This window comes from Methylobacter sp. sgz302048, assembly GCF_052162025.1.
Lineage (GTDB): Bacteria > Pseudomonadota > Gammaproteobacteria > Methylococcales > Methylomonadaceae > Methylobacter.
Genome location: NZ_CP197401.1, coordinates 3089050 through 3105417 on the forward strand (window position 1 = coordinate 3089050; position 16368 = coordinate 3105417).

At 50.2% G+C, this 16368-nt stretch carries 14 protein-coding genes; 5 read left to right on the plus strand and 9 right to left on the minus strand.

The genetic code is table 11. The features are described 5' to 3' along the window. Window positions 1–21: 21 nt before the first annotated feature. Window positions 22–495, minus strand: coding sequence for a single-stranded DNA-binding protein (ssb, locus tag ACTNE6_RS13840; RefSeq protein ID WP_442499700.1), 474 nt, complete (start codon window positions 493–495; stop codon window positions 22–24). Window positions 496–797: 302 nt separating this feature from the next. On the opposite strand from ssb, the gene ACTNE6_RS13845 reads away from it, so the two are divergent. Continuing rightward, window positions 798–3452, plus strand: a complete 2655-nt coding sequence (locus tag ACTNE6_RS13845; RefSeq protein ID WP_442497158.1) for a PAS domain S-box protein — start codon at window positions 798–800, stop codon at window positions 3450–3452. A 603-nt stretch (window positions 3453–4055) separates the two neighbouring features. Here ACTNE6_RS13845 and ACTNE6_RS13850 read toward each other — a convergent pair. Both ACTNE6_RS13850 and ACTNE6_RS13855 read right to left on the minus strand, forming a co-directional pair. Next, window positions 4056–6233 carry a hybrid sensor histidine kinase/response regulator gene (locus tag ACTNE6_RS13850; protein WP_442497159.1) on the minus strand — a complete coding sequence of 726 codons (2178 nt, stop codon included), beginning with the start codon at window positions 6231–6233 and terminating at the stop codon, window positions 4056–4058. A 77-nt stretch (window positions 6234–6310) separates the two neighbouring features. Beyond that, window positions 6311–6949 (minus strand): MEDS domain-containing protein, encoded by a 639-nt coding sequence (locus ACTNE6_RS13855; protein WP_442497160.1) that lies wholly within the window; start codon window positions 6947–6949, stop codon window positions 6311–6313. 643 nt (window positions 6950–7592) lie between these two features. On the opposite strand from ACTNE6_RS13855, the gene lepB reads away from it, so the two are divergent. Continuing rightward, the gene (lepB, locus tag ACTNE6_RS13860; RefSeq protein ID WP_194971295.1) at window positions 7593–8258 is read left to right on the plus strand and encodes a signal peptidase I; all 666 of its coding nucleotides are present in this window, start codon (window positions 7593–7595) and stop codon (window positions 8256–8258) included. 96 nt (window positions 8259–8354) lie between these two features. Here lepB and ACTNE6_RS13865 read toward each other — a convergent pair whose 3' ends face one another. The 4 genes from ACTNE6_RS13865 to ACTNE6_RS13880 all read right to left on the minus strand — a co-directional run bounded on the left by ACTNE6_RS13865 (window position 8355) and on the right by ACTNE6_RS13880 (window position 10655). Further along, on the minus strand, window positions 8355–8570 hold the full coding sequence (locus ACTNE6_RS13865; RefSeq protein WP_434484063.1) for a helix-turn-helix domain-containing protein: 216 nt from the start codon (window positions 8568–8570) through the stop codon (window positions 8355–8357). 99 nt (window positions 8571–8669) lie between these two features. Continuing rightward, window positions 8670–9173, minus strand: a complete 504-nt coding sequence (locus tag ACTNE6_RS13870; protein ID WP_331816915.1) for a siphovirus Gp157 family protein — start codon at window positions 9171–9173, stop codon at window positions 8670–8672. After that, window positions 9170–9997, minus strand: coding sequence for a hypothetical protein (locus ACTNE6_RS13875; RefSeq protein ID WP_194971298.1), 828 nt, complete (start codon window positions 9995–9997; stop codon window positions 9170–9172). The genes ACTNE6_RS13870 and ACTNE6_RS13875 overlap by 4 nt, the downstream gene beginning before the upstream one ends. A 352-nt stretch (window positions 9998–10349) precedes the next feature. Then, window positions 10350–10655: a hypothetical protein gene (locus tag ACTNE6_RS13880; protein WP_442497161.1), complete on the minus strand. Its 306-nt coding sequence runs from the start codon at window positions 10653–10655 to the stop codon at window positions 10350–10352. 665 nt (window positions 10656–11320) lie between these two features. Here ACTNE6_RS13880 and ACTNE6_RS13885 point away from each other — a divergent pair. After that, complete coding sequence (locus ACTNE6_RS13885; protein WP_442497162.1) at window positions 11321–11722, plus strand: GNAT family N-acetyltransferase; 402 nt, start codon at window positions 11321–11323, stop codon at window positions 11720–11722. Between the two features lie 57 nt (window positions 11723–11779). Further along, a complete protein-coding gene (locus ACTNE6_RS13890) occupies window positions 11780–12166 on the plus strand; it encodes a VOC family protein (protein WP_442497163.1) in 387 nt (128 codons plus the stop codon). Between the two features lie 141 nt (window positions 12167–12307). On the opposite strand, the gene ACTNE6_RS13895 is transcribed toward ACTNE6_RS13890, so the two are convergent. Next, the gene (locus tag ACTNE6_RS13895; RefSeq protein ID WP_442497164.1) at window positions 12308–13858 is read right to left on the minus strand and encodes a cytochrome B6; all 1551 of its coding nucleotides are present in this window, start codon (window positions 13856–13858) and stop codon (window positions 12308–12310) included. A 224-nt stretch (window positions 13859–14082) separates the two neighbouring features. Further along, a complete protein-coding gene (locus ACTNE6_RS13900; protein ID WP_442497165.1) occupies window positions 14083–14946 on the minus strand; it encodes a hypothetical protein in 864 nt (287 codons plus the stop codon). Between the two features lie 308 nt (window positions 14947–15254). Between ACTNE6_RS13900 and ACTNE6_RS13905 the strand changes: the two genes are divergently transcribed. Next, window positions 15255–16352: a hypothetical protein gene (locus tag ACTNE6_RS13905; RefSeq protein WP_442497166.1), complete on the plus strand. Its 1098-nt coding sequence runs from the start codon at window positions 15255–15257 to the stop codon at window positions 16350–16352. Window positions 16353–16368: the final 16 nt, after the last annotated feature.

Sequence of the window (16368 nt, forward strand, 5' to 3'; positions counted from 1 at the left end):
AAAACTAGCTTCAGGTACCCGCTAGAACGGAATATCGTCATCAAAATCATCATAATCTGGCGGCGGCGGCATCGACGGAGCGTTGCCCTGGGACGGTTGGGGTCTTGAAGGCGGTGCGGCGTGACCGGACTGAGACTGATCCATTCCAAAACTGGAAGTGCCTCCGCTGCGACTGCCCAGCATATGCATTTCTTCCGCTATGATTTCAGTCGTATAACGATCCTGCCCATCCTGGCCTTGCCATTTTCTGGTTTGCAAGCGACCTTCAACATAAACCTGACTGCCTTTCTTAAGATATTCGCCCGCTACTTCAGCTAAACGATTAAAAAATACAACCCGATGCCATTCAGTGGCTTCGCGTCTTTCATTCGTCTGTTTATCTTTCCATCTAAAAGTAGTCGCCAATCTAATACTGGTGACGGCACCACCTGAAGGCATATACCGAACTTCGGGGTCTGCCCCTAAGTTGCCTATCAACATCACTTTATTGAGCATCAATTTCTCCGCAGTTTCTGTATTGGTCAATGATTATGCTTTTTATCATTGAACCTGGGCTTTAAAAAATTCTCTACTTTAAAAAATGTGATCGTAAAAACAAGTTAGACTATCATCGCATGTTTCCATAGGCTTTACTATGGAAGGAAAAGATGATCATCCGCCTTCATCGATTAATTTATAAGTATTTTCATCATTAACATTAAAAGCCTATTGACTTAAACTTCGTCTATCTTATTTTTTGGAGCTCTCATGCAATGGATTAAGCCCATGAACAACGATATAGATCGCTACAGATAAAAATGATTCATATTAAATCTTTTCTCAGTAACGTCTATATAATCTCGATATTAGCTGTGACAGCTATCCTGATTATCTTGAAGGACCTCCAATTCACTTTCGGAGGCTCACCGCCGCTGCAGCTCTTTTTAATTGTAGTTGCTATCGCCGCCTGGCACGGTGGATTGATCGCGGGTTTTTTCACTACGCTGTTGAGTGCGGCGGCAAGCGCTTATTTTTTAGTCGAGCCTCACGAATCTCTTTATATTGCCAAATCCAGCGACGTCCTACGCATTGCACTTTTAGTAAGTGTAGGCGCAATATTCAGCCTGATGATTTCGCTCTTATACAAGCGAGAAAAGCGAGTATTGCATAAGGTCATGGAGCGAGAGGAACAGCTTAAAAAGGAGATCGCCGAACGCGATAAAACAAGAGCGGAGCGGGACTTATATGTTGAACTCGCCAAAAGCAGCACCGAATTTATCGGCATGTGCGATATGGAATTTATGCCTTTTTTTATCAACGATGCCGGCTTACGCCTCGTAGGTCTGGATAGTCTCGAGCAAGGGCTAAAAACACCGGTCAAAGAATTCTTTTTTCCGGAAGATCAGGAATTCGTCATGAATGAGTTCTTTCCCATGGTATTGAAGAACGGCCGTAATGTTAGTGAAATCCGCCTGCGGCACTTTAAAACCGGCAAAGCCGTATGGATTATCTACAATGTCTTCACGCTAAAGGACTTAAACGGCAAAATAGCTAGCCTGGCCACAGTAAGCATGGACATCACTGACCGCAAGCGAGTCGAAGAAGCTTTGCGAGAAAGCCAAATCGATCTGAATCGCGCCCAGGCGGTTGCTCATGTTGGCAGTTGGCGCATGGATATTCACAAAAATATACTGGAATGGTCAGACGAAAATTATCGAATTTTTGGTGTCTCCAAAGGCACGCCTTTGACCTATGAGTCTTTTCTTGACGCTGTCCATCCCGCAGACCGGGAGTTGGTCGACAAAACCTGGAAAGAGGCGCTTGCCGGCAAGCACTACGACCTTGAGCACCGGCTGATAGTGGGAAAAAAAATCAAATGGGTACGTGAACTGGCTGAACTGGAATTCGACGAGCATGGCTCGCTGCTAGGCGCCTTCGGCACAACTGAAGATATTACCGATATCAAAGGGGCTCAAGAAGCACTGCATCATGAACGCGCCTTCCTCAGACAAGTCATCGACGCGGCCCCTAGCATGATTTTCGTCAAGGATAAAGAAGGACGGTTCATCTTAGCCAATAATAGCTTGGCTCACTGCTATGGTACAGATCCGGAAGGCTTGATCGGTTTGACTGATGCGGACTTCAATTTCGATGCTGACGAGGTGGCTCATTTCCGTCAAGACGACCTCGATGTGATACGCAACCGCAAGCCCCAAATTATTCCTGAAGAGAAAGTCACCTGTCGGGATGGCGTCATCCGCTGGTACAGCACCGTCAAGATTCCGCTATTTGAGGACGACAATAGCTGTAATAAGCTGCTGGGCGTAGCATCCGATATTACCGAGCGCAAACGCGCCGAAGAAGCGCTACGCCTGGCGGACCGACGTAAAGACGAGTTTCTGGCGATGCTGGCCCACGAGCTGCGCAATCCGCTGGCGCCCATCCGCAATGCCGTGCAGTTGCTGAAAATGCTGGAACCGACTGATCCCAAGCTGGCATGGAGCCGCAATGTCATTGATCGCCAAGTGACTCATATGGCCCGGCTGCTTGATGACCTGCTGGATGTGGCGCGCATCATGCAAGGCAAAATCCGGCTGAATATGGAGAGGTTCGAACTTACCGAGATTTTGAATAATGCGATTGAAACCAGCCGCCCTCTGATCGAATCACGCGGCCAGGAATTGATCATCTCACAGACTACGACGCCGCCATGGATCGAAGGCGACCGTATTCGGCTGGCGCAGGTATTGTCCAATTTGCTGAACAATGCCGCCAAATACACCAGCGAAGGCGGAAAAATCACGCTCAGCGTAATGCGGGAAGATTCCTCTGCCGTCATCGAGGTACGGGACACGGGCATAGGCATCTCTCCCGATATCCTGCCGCAGATATTCGACCTCTTCACCCAGGCCGACCATTCTCTGGCCCATGCCCAAGGCGGACTGGGCATCGGGCTGACGCTGGTGCGGGAGCTGATCGAGATACACGGCGGCACGGTCACGGCCTCGAGCGCCGGCATCGGCCAGGGCAGCACCTTTACGGTGCGATTGCCAGCATTACCGGCGCCATCCTCCGCTATTGAATCCGTGCAGGCAAAATCCGTGTTGCCGATGCCCAAATTCCGCATTCTGGTGGTCGATGACTATGCCGATGCGGCCGAGAGCCTGACGATGCTGCTGCAGGCGGAAGGGCATGCGGTGGAAACCGCCGACTGCGGCCTGAAGGCGCTCGAGCGGGCGCAGGCGTTCCGGCCGCAGGTGGTGCTGCTGGACATCGGCCTGCCCGACCTGGACGGTTACGAGGTGGCCCGGCGGCTGCGCGCCCTGCCCGAAACGCATGATGCGGTCCTGGTTGCCCTGACCGGCTACGGCCAGACCGAAGACCGCGAACGCTCGCGCTCGGCCGGCTTCAACCACCATTTGCTCAAGCCGGTAAATTTTGAGAAGTTATCGGCCTTACTGACAGCCGCATAGAGGTTTATCATTACTAAAAGCAGCCAGACTCTAAATGCCTTGCTCTAATCTGAAGACGCCTCTGTTTAACTGAGGCTATGCGGTGAGCTGAAACATTCATCAAACGCACTCTGCAGGGTCGAATTCACTTGTGCCCCTGGTGGGTATTCGGCCTGAAACGCTTTCCCAAGTATGTGCATTAATAACGAATGTTACGCAGTTAGTTGAAGTTAGATTGGTTTAGCAGAGTATCGCTAGCGCGACGGTTGTGTTAATCGGGGTTGTTGCACCCGAAGGCGAGTTCCTTGCTTTTAACAGCCTGTGTAGGCTGGGTTGGCGCTCTAGCGGAAACCCGGCATGGGCGGCCGAAATGCTGGGTTTAGCAATCCAGCCTAGCCCGCTACCCAGCCAAATCCACTGTAGGGTACGCATCGCGTACCTTCTCAGTGTCTAAATCAAGCCTCAAGAGGTACGCGATGCGTACCCTACGAAGATGGGGAGACGCCAAATGCCGGGTTTATCAACCCAGCCTACCGCCGCAAAAGCTGCGATACTTGGCGCGACAAACGGGATGAAACCGCCCGTGCATAACATCAGTTAATCAATAACAGCAATGCCAGCCAGTTATGCAGAGGCCAGCAAATCCGATAATTTTTCAAAATTTACCGGCTTGAGCAAATGGTGGTTGAAGCCGGCCGAGCGCGAGCGTTCGCGGTCTTCGGTCTGGCCGTAGCCGGTCAGGGCAACCAGAACCGCATCATGCGTTTCGGGCAGGGCGCGCAGCCGCCGGGCCACTTCGTAACCGTCCAGGTCGGGCAGACCGATGTCCAGCAGCACCACCTGCGGCCGGAACGCCTGCGCCCGCTCGAGCGCCTTCAGGCCGCAGTCGGCGGTTTCCACCGCGTGCCCTTCCGCCTGCAGCAGCAGGGTCAGGCTCTCGGCCGCGTCGGCATAGTCATCGACCACCAGAATGCGGCGCTCGGATAATAAAGAAGCAGATGTATTGCCCATAGAAGCGCTCACTGATTCGACGGCGAATTGACTAGCCGGCAAGAGCGGCAGCCGCACCGTAAAGGTGCTGCCCTGGCCGATGCCGGCGCTCGAGGCCGTGACCGTGCCGCCGTGCTTCTCTACCAGCCGGCGCACCAGCGTCAGCCCAAGCCCAAGCCCTCCCTGTGAATGGGCCAGGGAACGGTCGGCCTGGGTAAAGAGATCAAAAACATGCGCAAGAAGATCCGGGGCAATGCCGATGCCGGTATCTTCCACGCGTATCAGCACGTAAATGCCGGTCCGTACAGCGCTGATCGTGATCTTGCCGTTTTCCTCTGTATATTTGGCAGCGTTGTTCAGCAGATTGGTTATGATCTGTTCCAGCCGCGTCGCATCGCCTTCCACCCATTGAGGTTCATCCGGCAGGGAAACCACGAGCTGATGTTTTCGCTCTTCAATCAAAGGCAGGCAGTCTTCCACTGCATGCACGATAATATCGGTTAAATCGCAGCGTTCCATTTGCAGGCGGATTTTATTCTGAATGATGCGCGCCACATCGAGCAGGTCATCGAGCAGTCGCGCCATATGGGTGACTTGTCGGTCAATCAACATATGTCCCCATTCAAGCGTGGCATCCGGATGATTCTGCTTTTTTAACACATGCAGCGCATGACGGATGGGCGCCAGCGGATTGCGCAGTTCATGGGCCAGCATCGCCAGAAACTCGTCCTTGTGGCGGTCGGTTTCGCGTAGCGCCTGTTCCATCCGTTTTCTTTCGGCAATCTCGTTGCTCAACACTTCATTGGTATGCGCAAGCTCAGAAGTTCTCTCCCGCACACGAATTTCCAACTCTTCGTGAGACTTCTGAAGCGCTTCTTCCGCCAACTTTTGTTCAGTGATATCCGTGCAGGTTCCTATCCATTCCCGGACCGTTCCATCCGCTTCCAATACCGGCACCCCGCGCTCAGAGATATGGCGATACTCGCCGTCATGCCTGTGCAAGCGATACTCTGCGTTGTGCATGGAGCATGTCCTCACAGCCTGCAACCAACGCATCATAGTATTATGGCGGTCTTCCGGATGAACGGCATTGATCCATCCATGGCCTTTGACTTCAGCCTCGTTTTGGCCTGTAAATGCCCGCCAGCTAGGTATATCTTCAGCAACTTCGCCCAAAGGATTAGTGGTCCATACAATTTGTGTGGTGGCAATAGCCAAGGATCGGTATCGCTCCTCGCTGAGACGCAACGCTTTTTCCAGGCTGTTCCGGGACTGAATTTCCTTCTCAAGTTCAGCATTGCGCTGAGCCAGCTCAGCCGTACGGTCAACGACTTCAGATTCCAGTTCCTGCAATACCTGATGAAGCTGATCCTGGACAGTCCGCCTTGTCAATTCCAGTGAACGCCTTTCCAGTTCCACAGCGACGATATTGGCAAGATTCGCTATATAAGGTTCGTAAGGCAAAAACTCATCAAAGTTCTCAATCGAGTAAATCAAAAAACCATATAATTTTGATGAGGTACGTAGCGGCAGGCGACGCAAGCTCACCTGCTCCATCGAGCAAAGCCCGACAATATCAAATGGCATGTCCCAATTGTTGGCACACTCGGAGCAGTTTATGAGGGGCTCCGAAATTGTCGACTTCACGGTGCCTTCCAAACAGAAATATACCGCCGCCAGCCCCGGCACTATCCGATTCAGCGCCTTATTGACAAAATCAACAATGGTCTTTTGGTCCGGAAGAATGCACAAGGTGCCGGGAATAACAAATAATTTGCCAAGAACTTCGGCTTTACATTGAGTAGTCATCATGGATAAAGCTGGCTATAAAACAATGATTTGGCATGTGGAAATACCGTCTGCTAACCGAAACCCAAAAAAATCCGTTCTTATGATGCGGAAGCTAACACATTATGTTTTTTAGGTCGTTGATAATAGGGGTTATGCACAACTTGTCCGGCTACGATCATCATGGGATGAACATTCAGCACATCAAAAAGAGTCGCACCGTCTATTTTGTTAACGTCATACTGGCAGATAACGCCGTGGACAGGATATTCTTCCACCAGAGTGTTAAGCATCGCTTCGTATTCGACCCAGCGTTCAGCGCCGGGCATGCCCTTGCACAGCCAGCTCGTGTCTCCAGTCATGCGTACTCCCGCAAATCTTTCATGCTGGGCTTGCCTATAAAGCGCACGCCAATGATCAATCACGCGTTCCGGCATAAAGGTGCCATCGGGACAATAAGATGTCTCCGCCTGAGCCAGAATCAGTTGTTCCGGTTTAATATTGCCGGGAGGCGAAATTCCTAGCTGAGAAAGGCATTCACCCATTTCATTTGAGGAAGGTGTGGAGGGAATATCTGCAAGATAGGCGACTTTTTCGCCGGCAGCCAGTCCGCTTTGGACAAATTCCGCGATAGTACGCCGCCGCTCATTTTCATTATTGTACAAATAACAGATGTGCAGTCCTGCCGGAAAAGTCTGCTCATTGAAACCGAATGAAACCTGATGACTAGCTTGACACATATAAACACCTCTACAAGACTATAAATCGAAATCTGCTAGTTTTTAAAAGTACAACGCTTATCAATGGAAAGGACAGATATCAAGGGAATTACTTGATTAAGTGCTGCCTCATAGTTAATGATTTTATTATTGTTTTTAACTCTGATAAAACGGTGAATCTCAGCTTTTGGCCAAGAATCCCAATTGTTCGATTGTATCAACTATTAACTTTTTGTATCGCTATTTTTTCGAAAATCAAAACACGGTCTTTTCTGAAGTTTATCGATTTTCACTAAGAATTTAACTGCATAGGATCAGTCTCTGTAATTACAGGCAAAGATTTTCCCGGGAACCATAAAGTTCCAGATAACCGCTAAAAATTCCACTACCAATTATAACGTTCAAAGTCGGCGGGCTTGGCCGGTATTTAAGGCTTTTAATTGCATAGTCGCCCTTCGGCCGGGAAATATCCCATTAATGGCGCTCACTAATAAAAAGGGTTTATAAAAACGCTTGTCTCAGCCCCCTGGCAGTGATAGAGTCCAGACCCAAATGCAGCCTATGGAATATAATTTTATTGCCGCATCTTAATGCGGCCGGCGCGAGGCACGGCAACTGAATTTAAGAGCTAGTCACTCATACAATTTCATTAATCAGGAGCATTATGCGAAACTGGATCAAAGACAATGGAGGCTTCATCGCCTTCTTACTCTGCTTCGTTTTTTTCCGCACAGCAATTGCGGATTGGAATACAATTCCATCGGGTTCAATGCGCCCCAATTTGCTTGAAGGAGACGTTGTTTTTGTGAACCGTCTTGCCTATGATTTCAAGCTCCCGCTGACGGATATCGTCGTTGCGCACATTGGTGAGCCAAGGCGCGGGGATATTGCTACTTTTTCATCGCCCAAAGACGGTAAACGACTGATCAAACGCATTATCGCCCTGCCGGGCGACCGGGTTGAAATGCGGGACGAGATTCTGTTCATCAATGGCAAGGCCGCCGAATACAGTGAACCGAAAGCATTGTGGGAGCCAAATGAAGGCGGCGGCATCAAGGCATTACGTTTAACTGAAACCTCTGGCCAGAACAAGCGGCAAATTCAGCTGCTTGCAGGCCTGTTTGCTAAAAGCACTTTCGGCCCAATGGAAGTTCCCGAAGGAAATTTTTTGATGCTTGGCGACAACCGCGACAACAGTGCAGATTCTCGCTATTTTGGCTTTGTGCCTCGTCATCTGCTGATCGGACAGGCCCAGCGAATACTGGTGTCTGCGGATATCAAGGGAAGCTGGATTCTACGCCTTGAGCGGTTCGGGCAGCGCTTACAATGACATCGAGCAGGACTTACACAGTTTGCCTGTTCAACCGCCGAAAAAGAAAATAGACGCTAGTGGAAGATATTGGCCTTTATCTCCATTTTTGGAAAATCATCTTTTCTTTTTATCGGCCTCGGGGAGCAAATCCACCAAAGTGCAGTTTAAGGCTTTGGCCAATCGCCTGAGCACATCAATGGACACATTTTCGGCGCTGCCGCCTTCAACCTTGCTGATCATCGATTGGGTTACGCCCGAACGAACCTCAAGCTCTTTTTGGACCAAACCCAGTTCAAGTCGCTTGCGCTTTATAATGTCGCCAATTTGCATCGGATAGCCAACCCTAAGTGAAACGCGACATTATATGAATATATTCATAAGGAAAGCAAAAAAAGCCGCCGAAGCGGCTCTGATATCGATGGGAAAAGATTATCGGATAGCCAGGCGCGTGCTATTGACCAGTTCAGCGCCGGGCACCGTTTCGCCGGCTTTGATCGCATCCCTGATCGCGGCTTTATTGATTCTCCAGGTGGTAACCGGTTCCTTGAACTGGTCCGGAATCGCGTTTTCATCTACGATATGAATGGCCGATGGATTATCCTGGATCGACAGTTTGAAGTACGGGCATTCAATTGTGCTGATGCCGGTGTGCTCCATATTGCCTTTCAGGTAATCCTTCAGCCATTTAGCGCGGCTCTCCAAGATTCTCCGGCGCTTGTTCATATCCGCCTCGGCATTTTTAATCGCCTCGGCCGTGGCTTCCATGTTACGCAGGAATTTGGCTACGTTGATCGCCTTGTCTTCCAGTTCGCCGCTTAACGCTTCCAGCGTGCCGTTAACGACTTCAGCCGGAAGATCGGCCTCCGGATCGGTCAAGGCGTCCAGCGCTTCAAGGTAATTGGCGCTCAACTGATAGAGAGTCAAACGGCTCACTGTGCCGACCTCGCAAACTGATCAAGCTTGCGGTAAAGGACCTGGTAAAATTCCGGGTCAAGTTCTTCAAAGTCGGCGAAGCGTTTCTTCGAAGCCTTAATCATCCAGTTTTTAACTCTGTCCCGATCCAGGCCCAGCTCTTCAATCCTGGCTTCAAGCTGCCGATGCTGATCCTCGGTAATGAGCTGAACACTGCTGTCCGGTTCAATCTCAGGCAGTTGGGCGTTTTCTTCTGCGCGGCGCTGCATCATATCTTCGATATCCTGCGTGAAGACTTCGGATAAGCCCGCCATCCTCAGCGTTGCATCGATGTGGGCCGATTTCTCGGCCATTTTCAGCGCTTTGTTAATATCACCGTAATCCTGGGCAAGAAGACGGGCTCCTACTCCATCGGCCACTACACGGCCGGAAGGGTCCAGGATCTCGCAACGGATAATGATCTGGCTCAGTTTCGCGCCCGTGAGCGCGGCCTTTTCATAATCCGGCAAGGTCGGATACCGAACCGTCAATCCCAGCATGCCGCAGATTTTCTCGGCGCCGGGCTTGAACAGGCTGGGTTTGCTAAAATGCGCCGGATTTCTGCAATCCTTGCCGGCATGGCATTTGCTGCGGCTGACAACATGAACTCTGCCGTAATCGATGCCTTCCACCAGAGCATCGTGCACCCATGCCATAAGCACGGCGCGATTGGCCCTGCGCCGGTCCAGACCTTCTCTGAAAGTATCGGCCGGCAGATCCAGCGGGTTCGCGGAAATGACCGGCAATGGGTTATGTTCATTTTTGACCGGCTTTGCCTGGTCAACTAATTGGGTTGATGAATACATAAAATACTATTCCTAACTGTGCGAAATAAATAATACAGCGGAGCAAGCGGCTACAAGCCCCGCCAATTTGCTTAATATTCCTCGATTAAAAATGGCCGTTGCCGAACGATCGGCTTTGGTATATCCCCAAACCCAATCGCCGCACTGATGACGGCTTAACAATGCCGACGGCGAAATTTTCGATTGCGGCCCAATCGTCATTCTGCCTTGTTTTGGCAATGATTGACTCGAAGCAAAACAACGGCTTAACTTGATTTATTGATTGAGTTGACATAATCTTTCAGCTCCTAACGTGCGAATTTAGGAAAATGTGAGCCAGGGCGGCTACCCTGAGCCACATAGGAAACACCTACTAGAATGGCGCTGACTCGAACACTTCCGATTTGGCGCCATTCACCCTGCCTTTGATTGAATCAATCATATTTTTTACGGCCTCCACAATGGTTTTACCCGTCACAAAGTACGGCTCGACATCCGCCCCGACCGGAGCAGACACAAATACGCCAACGTTAGCGTTTTCGCCGCTGTAACAGCTATAGCTAAACGCCCATTTATCGACAACGACACACACCGAACGCCCGCTAATGCCGACATTAAGCAAAGCGGTTTCTACGACGCAGACCGCCCGCCGTTGTTTATCCGCTAATTCAACTGGCATGAAATTTCTCAAAGGAAGATTAGAAACCTCAAATCATGAAAATACTCATAATTTGAACCGATTTCTTATCTATGGATTGAATCACATCTGTAAGCTCACTAATTCGAAAAAATTGCCTTTGTTTTCTGCCGTTTTTTAGGTTCTCTGAGTGCAGAGAAAAACAAGCAGATATTGATACCCATCATTATGAATATATTCATATTTTAACAGAAAAACACAATAATTTTAATCATTTATCATGAAATTTCTATCGGATTTTACAGCCATTCAAAGCCTCTTCAATAACTCAAAAAGCCCTTTGGCATCAATCCTCAAAACAGATGATTTTGCTCTGTAAAATCCGATCGGGAATGGCGATATCGGCAAACCAGACGCAAACCGAAAATAACCAGCAACCAACATTAGTCGATCTACGGTATCCATATTGGACAAACAGATTTATTCAACAAATTTACAAGAAGATTAATGCTATCTGTATGCCGGGCCATGCAGTCGATTGACTAAATACATGGCAAAAAAACGCTTGTCCTGGACGTTAAGGCGGTGTTAGAGTTCCGCTCCGTTTTTACCTCAAATTGAATGTAATTTATGGCTCTTTCAGGACGTCCGGTTATGGGCTGGCCGAAGCCGCCATGCTATATGGGTCAACCTTAAGTTATGCTTCTATGTCTGTAATTGAATACCGCCACAATTTCCCTCTGGCTGCCGCTGAAGTAGCTGCGGTTTTTGACGCCTCCGGCATTCGCCGTCCCACCAACGATCTGGCTCGGATCGAGCGTATGTTTGCCAATGCCGACCTCTGCCTATCTGCCTGGCACGACGGCAAACTTGTCGGGGTATGCCGCGCTCTGACTGACTTCAGTTATTGTTGCTATTTGTCCGACCTTGCCGTGGCTAAGGCTTACCAGAAACATGGCATCGGGCGTGAGCTTATTGCCCGTATCCGTGCCGCTATCAGTGATGAAGTAGCGCTTATCCTCTTGTCGGCGCCTGATGCCATGGCGTATTACCCCAAAGTCGGCTTCGAGAAGATTGAAAATGGCTTCATCATCAAACGCAATCGCTAGCTCCAGACTGAATATGTACTGCCCTGCGAAGCAAGCATTAACGGTAAACTAGCCCTTATGAAAATAGACAGCCTTGATCACCTGGTGCTGACCGTCAAAAACATTGAGACCACCTGCGCCTTTTATTGGAAAGTCTTGGGAATGGAGATCATCAACTTCGGCGAAGGACGCAAGGCGCTGTCATTCGGTTCACAAAAGATTAATCTGCACGAGCATGGCAGCGAGTTTGAACCCAAAGCTCAACTACCGGCGCCGGGCTCTGCCGATTTATGCTTTATCACTTCGGTGCCTCTGCCTGACGTGATAAAGCATCTCGATGCCTGTGCAGTGAGGATAATAGAAGGGCCGGTACAACGTACAGGCGCAACAGGGCCTATACTATCGGTCTATTTCCGTGATCCGGATATGAATCTGATTGAGGTATCCAATCGTATGCCTGTATGAAATGGATAGCCTGTTTTGCATGCCGTCGACCTGCACGTGCAAAGGCATCGGCAATAGCTGAGCGTTTTCCCTGCGCAAAATATGCTTCGGGAAAACGCTCAGCCTTATCACATCGGTGGATTAGCCGGCTTCCGCTATCAGCTACAGTTGCCGCATAAAAGCGACCAGATCCTGCTTCTCTTGGGGCTCGAGTTTAAGCTGCAGCACGAGATTAAAAAACTCCACAGTATCTTCAAGCGTCAATGCCCGGCCGTCGTGCAGATAAGGCGGGCTTTCCTTGATGCCGCGCAAGGTAAAGGTCTTCATCTGGCCGTCGCCGGGCTCGTTTTTCAAAAAGCGTTCAAGATGCAGGTCGTGCATCTGGTGATCGAGATAGGCTGGCGGCGTATGGCAGTTGCTGCACTGGCCCTTGCCGAAGAAAACCTTCTCGCCCCGCAATTCACTTTCCGTTGCTTTAGCGGGATCGAGCCGGCCGGTCGTAGGATTGAGCTTAGGCGCGGGAGGAAAATCGAGCATATTCTGCAACTGCGCCATGTGGCTGACATGGATGCGGTCCAGAATCGGAAAGCCTTTCTTCATGGCGTGGATTGGATCGCCGTTGAAGTAAGCGGTGCGGAATTCGAACTCGGTAAAATCCTCGACCGAGCGCAAGCTGCGCTTGGAGCCGTGGATCTGCTGATTGAACATCCCCCGCAGGCTCGTGGTGTCCAGCCGGAAGCGCCGCTCCTGCGGCCGGTCGTCCGGGTTAAGATGGAACTGCCCGGTGGTATGGCCGTTGACATGGCAATCGAAGCAGGCCACGCCGAGGCTGGGCTGAGCGCTCTTGCGGTCATCGGTCGGATTGAATTCCTCCTGCGGAAACGGTGTTAACAGAAACTGCAAACCGTTGAGCTGCACAGGCGTCAGGATGTCCTTGAACAATCGGTAGAAGTTATTGATCGAAACCACCTCCCCTCGCGATACATCGCCCAGTTCGGGGCGGTTATGCAGGAAGATGGCCGGCGGGAACTCGGGCAGAAACGCCTCCGGCAGATCAAATTCGACATCGAAACGCTCGAGCCGCGGAAACATCTTGATCTGCATCTTGGGGAAGACCTGTCCGCCATTGGCATGCAACGGATGCGGCAGTGAAGGATAGGGAAAAATTCCGCGTTCTTTGATCTCGTCAGGATTCATTGACGCAAGCTCATCCCAGCTCACGCCGTCAGCCAGTCTGGCGGTGGGCCCCACTAGAACGGGTTTGCCCCGCGACATCTTGACCTCCGGATCAAACTTCGGCTTGAGGTCATACCGGCGCTCCAGCAATTGACGCTGGGCCGACATCACAGCCGGCTTATTCTCAATCTCCTTCTTCATGATAGCCGTAGGCTGTTGAAACGGCTGATCGGCATTCAGTGGATCCCTGTAGAAATCGAAACCTGAAATTTTGCCTTGCTTGGGTTGCTCCCCAACGGCAGGCGAAGAAGGGTTGGCACGCGTCGCATTAAAAATATCCGAGAGGTCATGCTGGGTCTTCTTTTGCTCGGGCCGCTCGATGGGCACTGATTCCGGTGTCTGCGCTGCAGTCACCGCATCGTTGCGTGCGGCGGCTTCCTGAGCCTGGGCAACCGTGAACCAACTGCCTAGAAGAATTCCTACGAATAGTCTGCTGAAGTTGACAAACGTCACATGTAGTGAGCAGTTCGGGACCATATCGCCTCCTTTGCCTATCGTTTGAGTGATTAGAGGAGCAAGAGATTTAACCGGTTATGAGATGACAAGGATGACAATATAGGGATATGAAGTCCAGTAGTACGAAAACGTATATTAGCGCTTGATGTTTGCCAATCACTGTCCAATTTTTGTCAGTGCCGCTATTGAAAATTTTCAGAAACAGGAAGCTTGGTCAGGATGAGGCGGGATTCTATATTTATAGGCTAGTTTGAATTTTTTACGCCAAAAACCGCCTTTCCCGCTTTGGCTGATATACGCTGGTATTTGGCATAAGCAATACCGGCAGAACTGCGCAATTCCGCTTCACTCGCCTGATCGGCAAATCCCCTGGCAATTGCTTCCAATACATAGGCTTCCGGCGCCATGAAGCTGAAAGTGGTGACCACCGGCTTTGAGCCTGCGGCAAGCAGATGCCCGGCGAAAAACTCATCGCTCATACAGGCCAGGACAACCGCTTGTTTATCGTGCCCGGCATGTTTTGGAAAGCGTTCTATGATGGGCTGGTTTTGTTCGTCCATCAAACCATCATGGCCGATGAACGCCACCATTTCACGCTCTGCCGCATTGGGCGGATTGGCTGCTTCCTGCATAAAATCAAGCATTGCCTGGTCAATCCGGCTGCCGCGGTAGGCATCGGCGGTAACGGTCAGTCTATCCTTCCAGGCAAACTGGCAGCGTTCCAAAATAATATCGTTAATATTATTCTCGCACCCCAGCTTACGCCAACCTTCCGCTTTGCTCAGAAAGGTTTTCACGCCGTAAGCCGCGCCCCAGTATAGATTGCTGCGCGGATCATCGCCATTGCCGATTTTTGCAGGAACAGGCACGATGCCTTGAGCTACGTTGTCGACCAGAGACACAATGACATGAATATGCGTGTCTGGCGCGACTGCGGCATGGGACGGCACCGCCGTAAAAAACAAGACAGTGAGCAAACAAAGCGAGCGCAAGGCGATCATGGGCAGGAGCTTGCTAGAAAAACAACCAAATTTCATCTGAATACAGGATGGGCCAATACCCACAGTAGGGCGCGAGGCCGTGAAAATATGCGTTTTTTTAAAACTCAAGGAACAATTTGCTGCGTTTAAGATGTCCATAAGTTGTGAAACGGCATTGAATATTTACCAGTAAGAGGTATCAAGATTAACAGCCATAATATACACGACCTTGTTCCCATCAATAATTTATTTTTCTGCCTGGTAAAAATTTGAAGCCGAAAGTGGACAATATTGGATGTTGTTTTAAAATCCTGAAGCTGTTGCTATACCAGGGTAATGCTATGCGGCGCGCATCCGTGGCCAGAATGAATCAGGCATGGCTTTTAGTTATATTTTGCGGGCATACTTTAACGACATAACTTTTTTGGAGACCTGTTATGCGCATCCGGTTACTGGTTTCATTGTTAATGGGGATCTGTGCTGCCAATGTTTACGGCGATGCAAATCACTTAAAATCGTGCCGATCCTTTTACAGCAAATTGAAGGACTTGAATGTGCAGCAACCGCCGAAGCGAGTATTGCTTGTGCCTTTGCTGAGCAGGGACCCGCATACCAATGAGAGTCCGAGGTGGTCCGAGCAACCCGCTCGCATTGTGGAAACCTTTTATCGCAACCGCTTCAAGGCGGCCGTTACTCAGATGCGGGATATCTGGAGCTGGAGCGACTACTATGATCAGGCCGAACAAATAGCGCAGCAGTTCCCTCCTTTTGACAGGGTTATTTTTATCAGTCATGGCGGTTTCGATGGGCCGGTCCTCAAAAACGCCGTGTTTTGGCAGGACTTCAAGACAGCAGGCGGTAAAGGCAAATTTATTAAGTTCTCCGAGGCGCAGCCAGGACTTAAAAAGGCATTATCCATTACTTACAATACCGAAAAAAACCGCAAATTCAGCGACTTCATGGCTTCGCACTGGCAGGAGTTGGGGCCGATGAAATCGAGCGATGCCTGGGATCTGCTCAAGGGACTGGAAAAACAGATACAGCCGCTAGGGCGAGCTTGCTATAACAGCTACTGCTCGCCCAACCAATTGGCGGCAATTCCGGAGGATCAGCGAGGAGCCAGGTTCAAGCTCTGCGAACTCGTCTGCCGGGAACCGCTATTCGAATTCAAGACATCCACAGAAATATCGCCGGAACGATTCTTTCATTTCACAAAGTCCTTGAGTTCCCTGACAGCGGCGGACGGCCTGATTTTTTTCGGCGCCTGCAATCCGGGCAGCGCGGCTCCGGAGAAAATACAGGAGCCGGATGAAACCGAGTTTTTAATCAACTCAACCTTGGCCAATGGGCCGCATAAAAGTTACGTGCATCTGATGAGCACAGCGACTGGCCGAATCACTGCCGGCCCAATAGGAAATAGCAGTGCTGAGGACATTGTAAAACGGCTCACCATGTTTGAGACCAACCGTCCTCAGAACTATTTATGCATCGCCGATCCTTCAACGAAACTATCTAAGGAAATAAATGGAAATTGATTAAATGAACTCGCGT

Coding starts and splice junctions, on each gene's coding strand:
- ssb (WP_442499700.1), bottom strand. CDS start 495: ATGCTCAATAAAGTGATGTTGATAGGCAACTTAGGGGCAGACCCCGAA.
- ACTNE6_RS13845 (WP_442497158.1), top strand. CDS start 798: ATGATTCATATTAAATCTTTTCTCAGTAACGTCTATATAATCTCGATA.
- ACTNE6_RS13850 (WP_442497159.1), bottom strand. CDS start 6,233: ATGATGACTACTCAATGTAAAGCCGAAGTTCTTGGCAAATTATTTGTT.
- ACTNE6_RS13855 (WP_442497160.1), bottom strand. CDS start 6,949: ATGTGTCAAGCTAGTCATCAGGTTTCATTCGGTTTCAATGAGCAGACT.
- lepB (WP_194971295.1), top strand. CDS start 7,593: ATGCGAAACTGGATCAAAGACAATGGAGGCTTCATCGCCTTCTTACTC.
- ACTNE6_RS13865 (WP_434484063.1), bottom strand. CDS start 8,570: ATGCAAATTGGCGACATTATAAAGCGCAAGCGACTTGAACTGGGTTTG.
- ACTNE6_RS13875 (WP_194971298.1), bottom strand. CDS start 9,997: ATGTATTCATCAACCCAATTAGTTGACCAGGCAAAGCCGGTCAAAAAT.
- ACTNE6_RS13880 (WP_442497161.1), bottom strand. CDS start 10,655: ATGCCAGTTGAATTAGCGGATAAACAACGGCGGGCGGTCTGCGTCGTA.
- ACTNE6_RS13885 (WP_442497162.1), top strand. CDS start 11,321: ATGTCTGTAATTGAATACCGCCACAATTTCCCTCTGGCTGCCGCTGAA.
- ACTNE6_RS13890 (WP_442497163.1), top strand. CDS start 11,780: ATGAAAATAGACAGCCTTGATCACCTGGTGCTGACCGTCAAAAACATT.
- ACTNE6_RS13895 (WP_442497164.1), bottom strand. CDS start 13,858: ATGGTCCCGAACTGCTCACTACATGTGACGTTTGTCAACTTCAGCAGA.
- ACTNE6_RS13905 (WP_442497166.1), top strand. CDS start 15,255: ATGCGCATCCGGTTACTGGTTTCATTGTTAATGGGGATCTGTGCTGCC.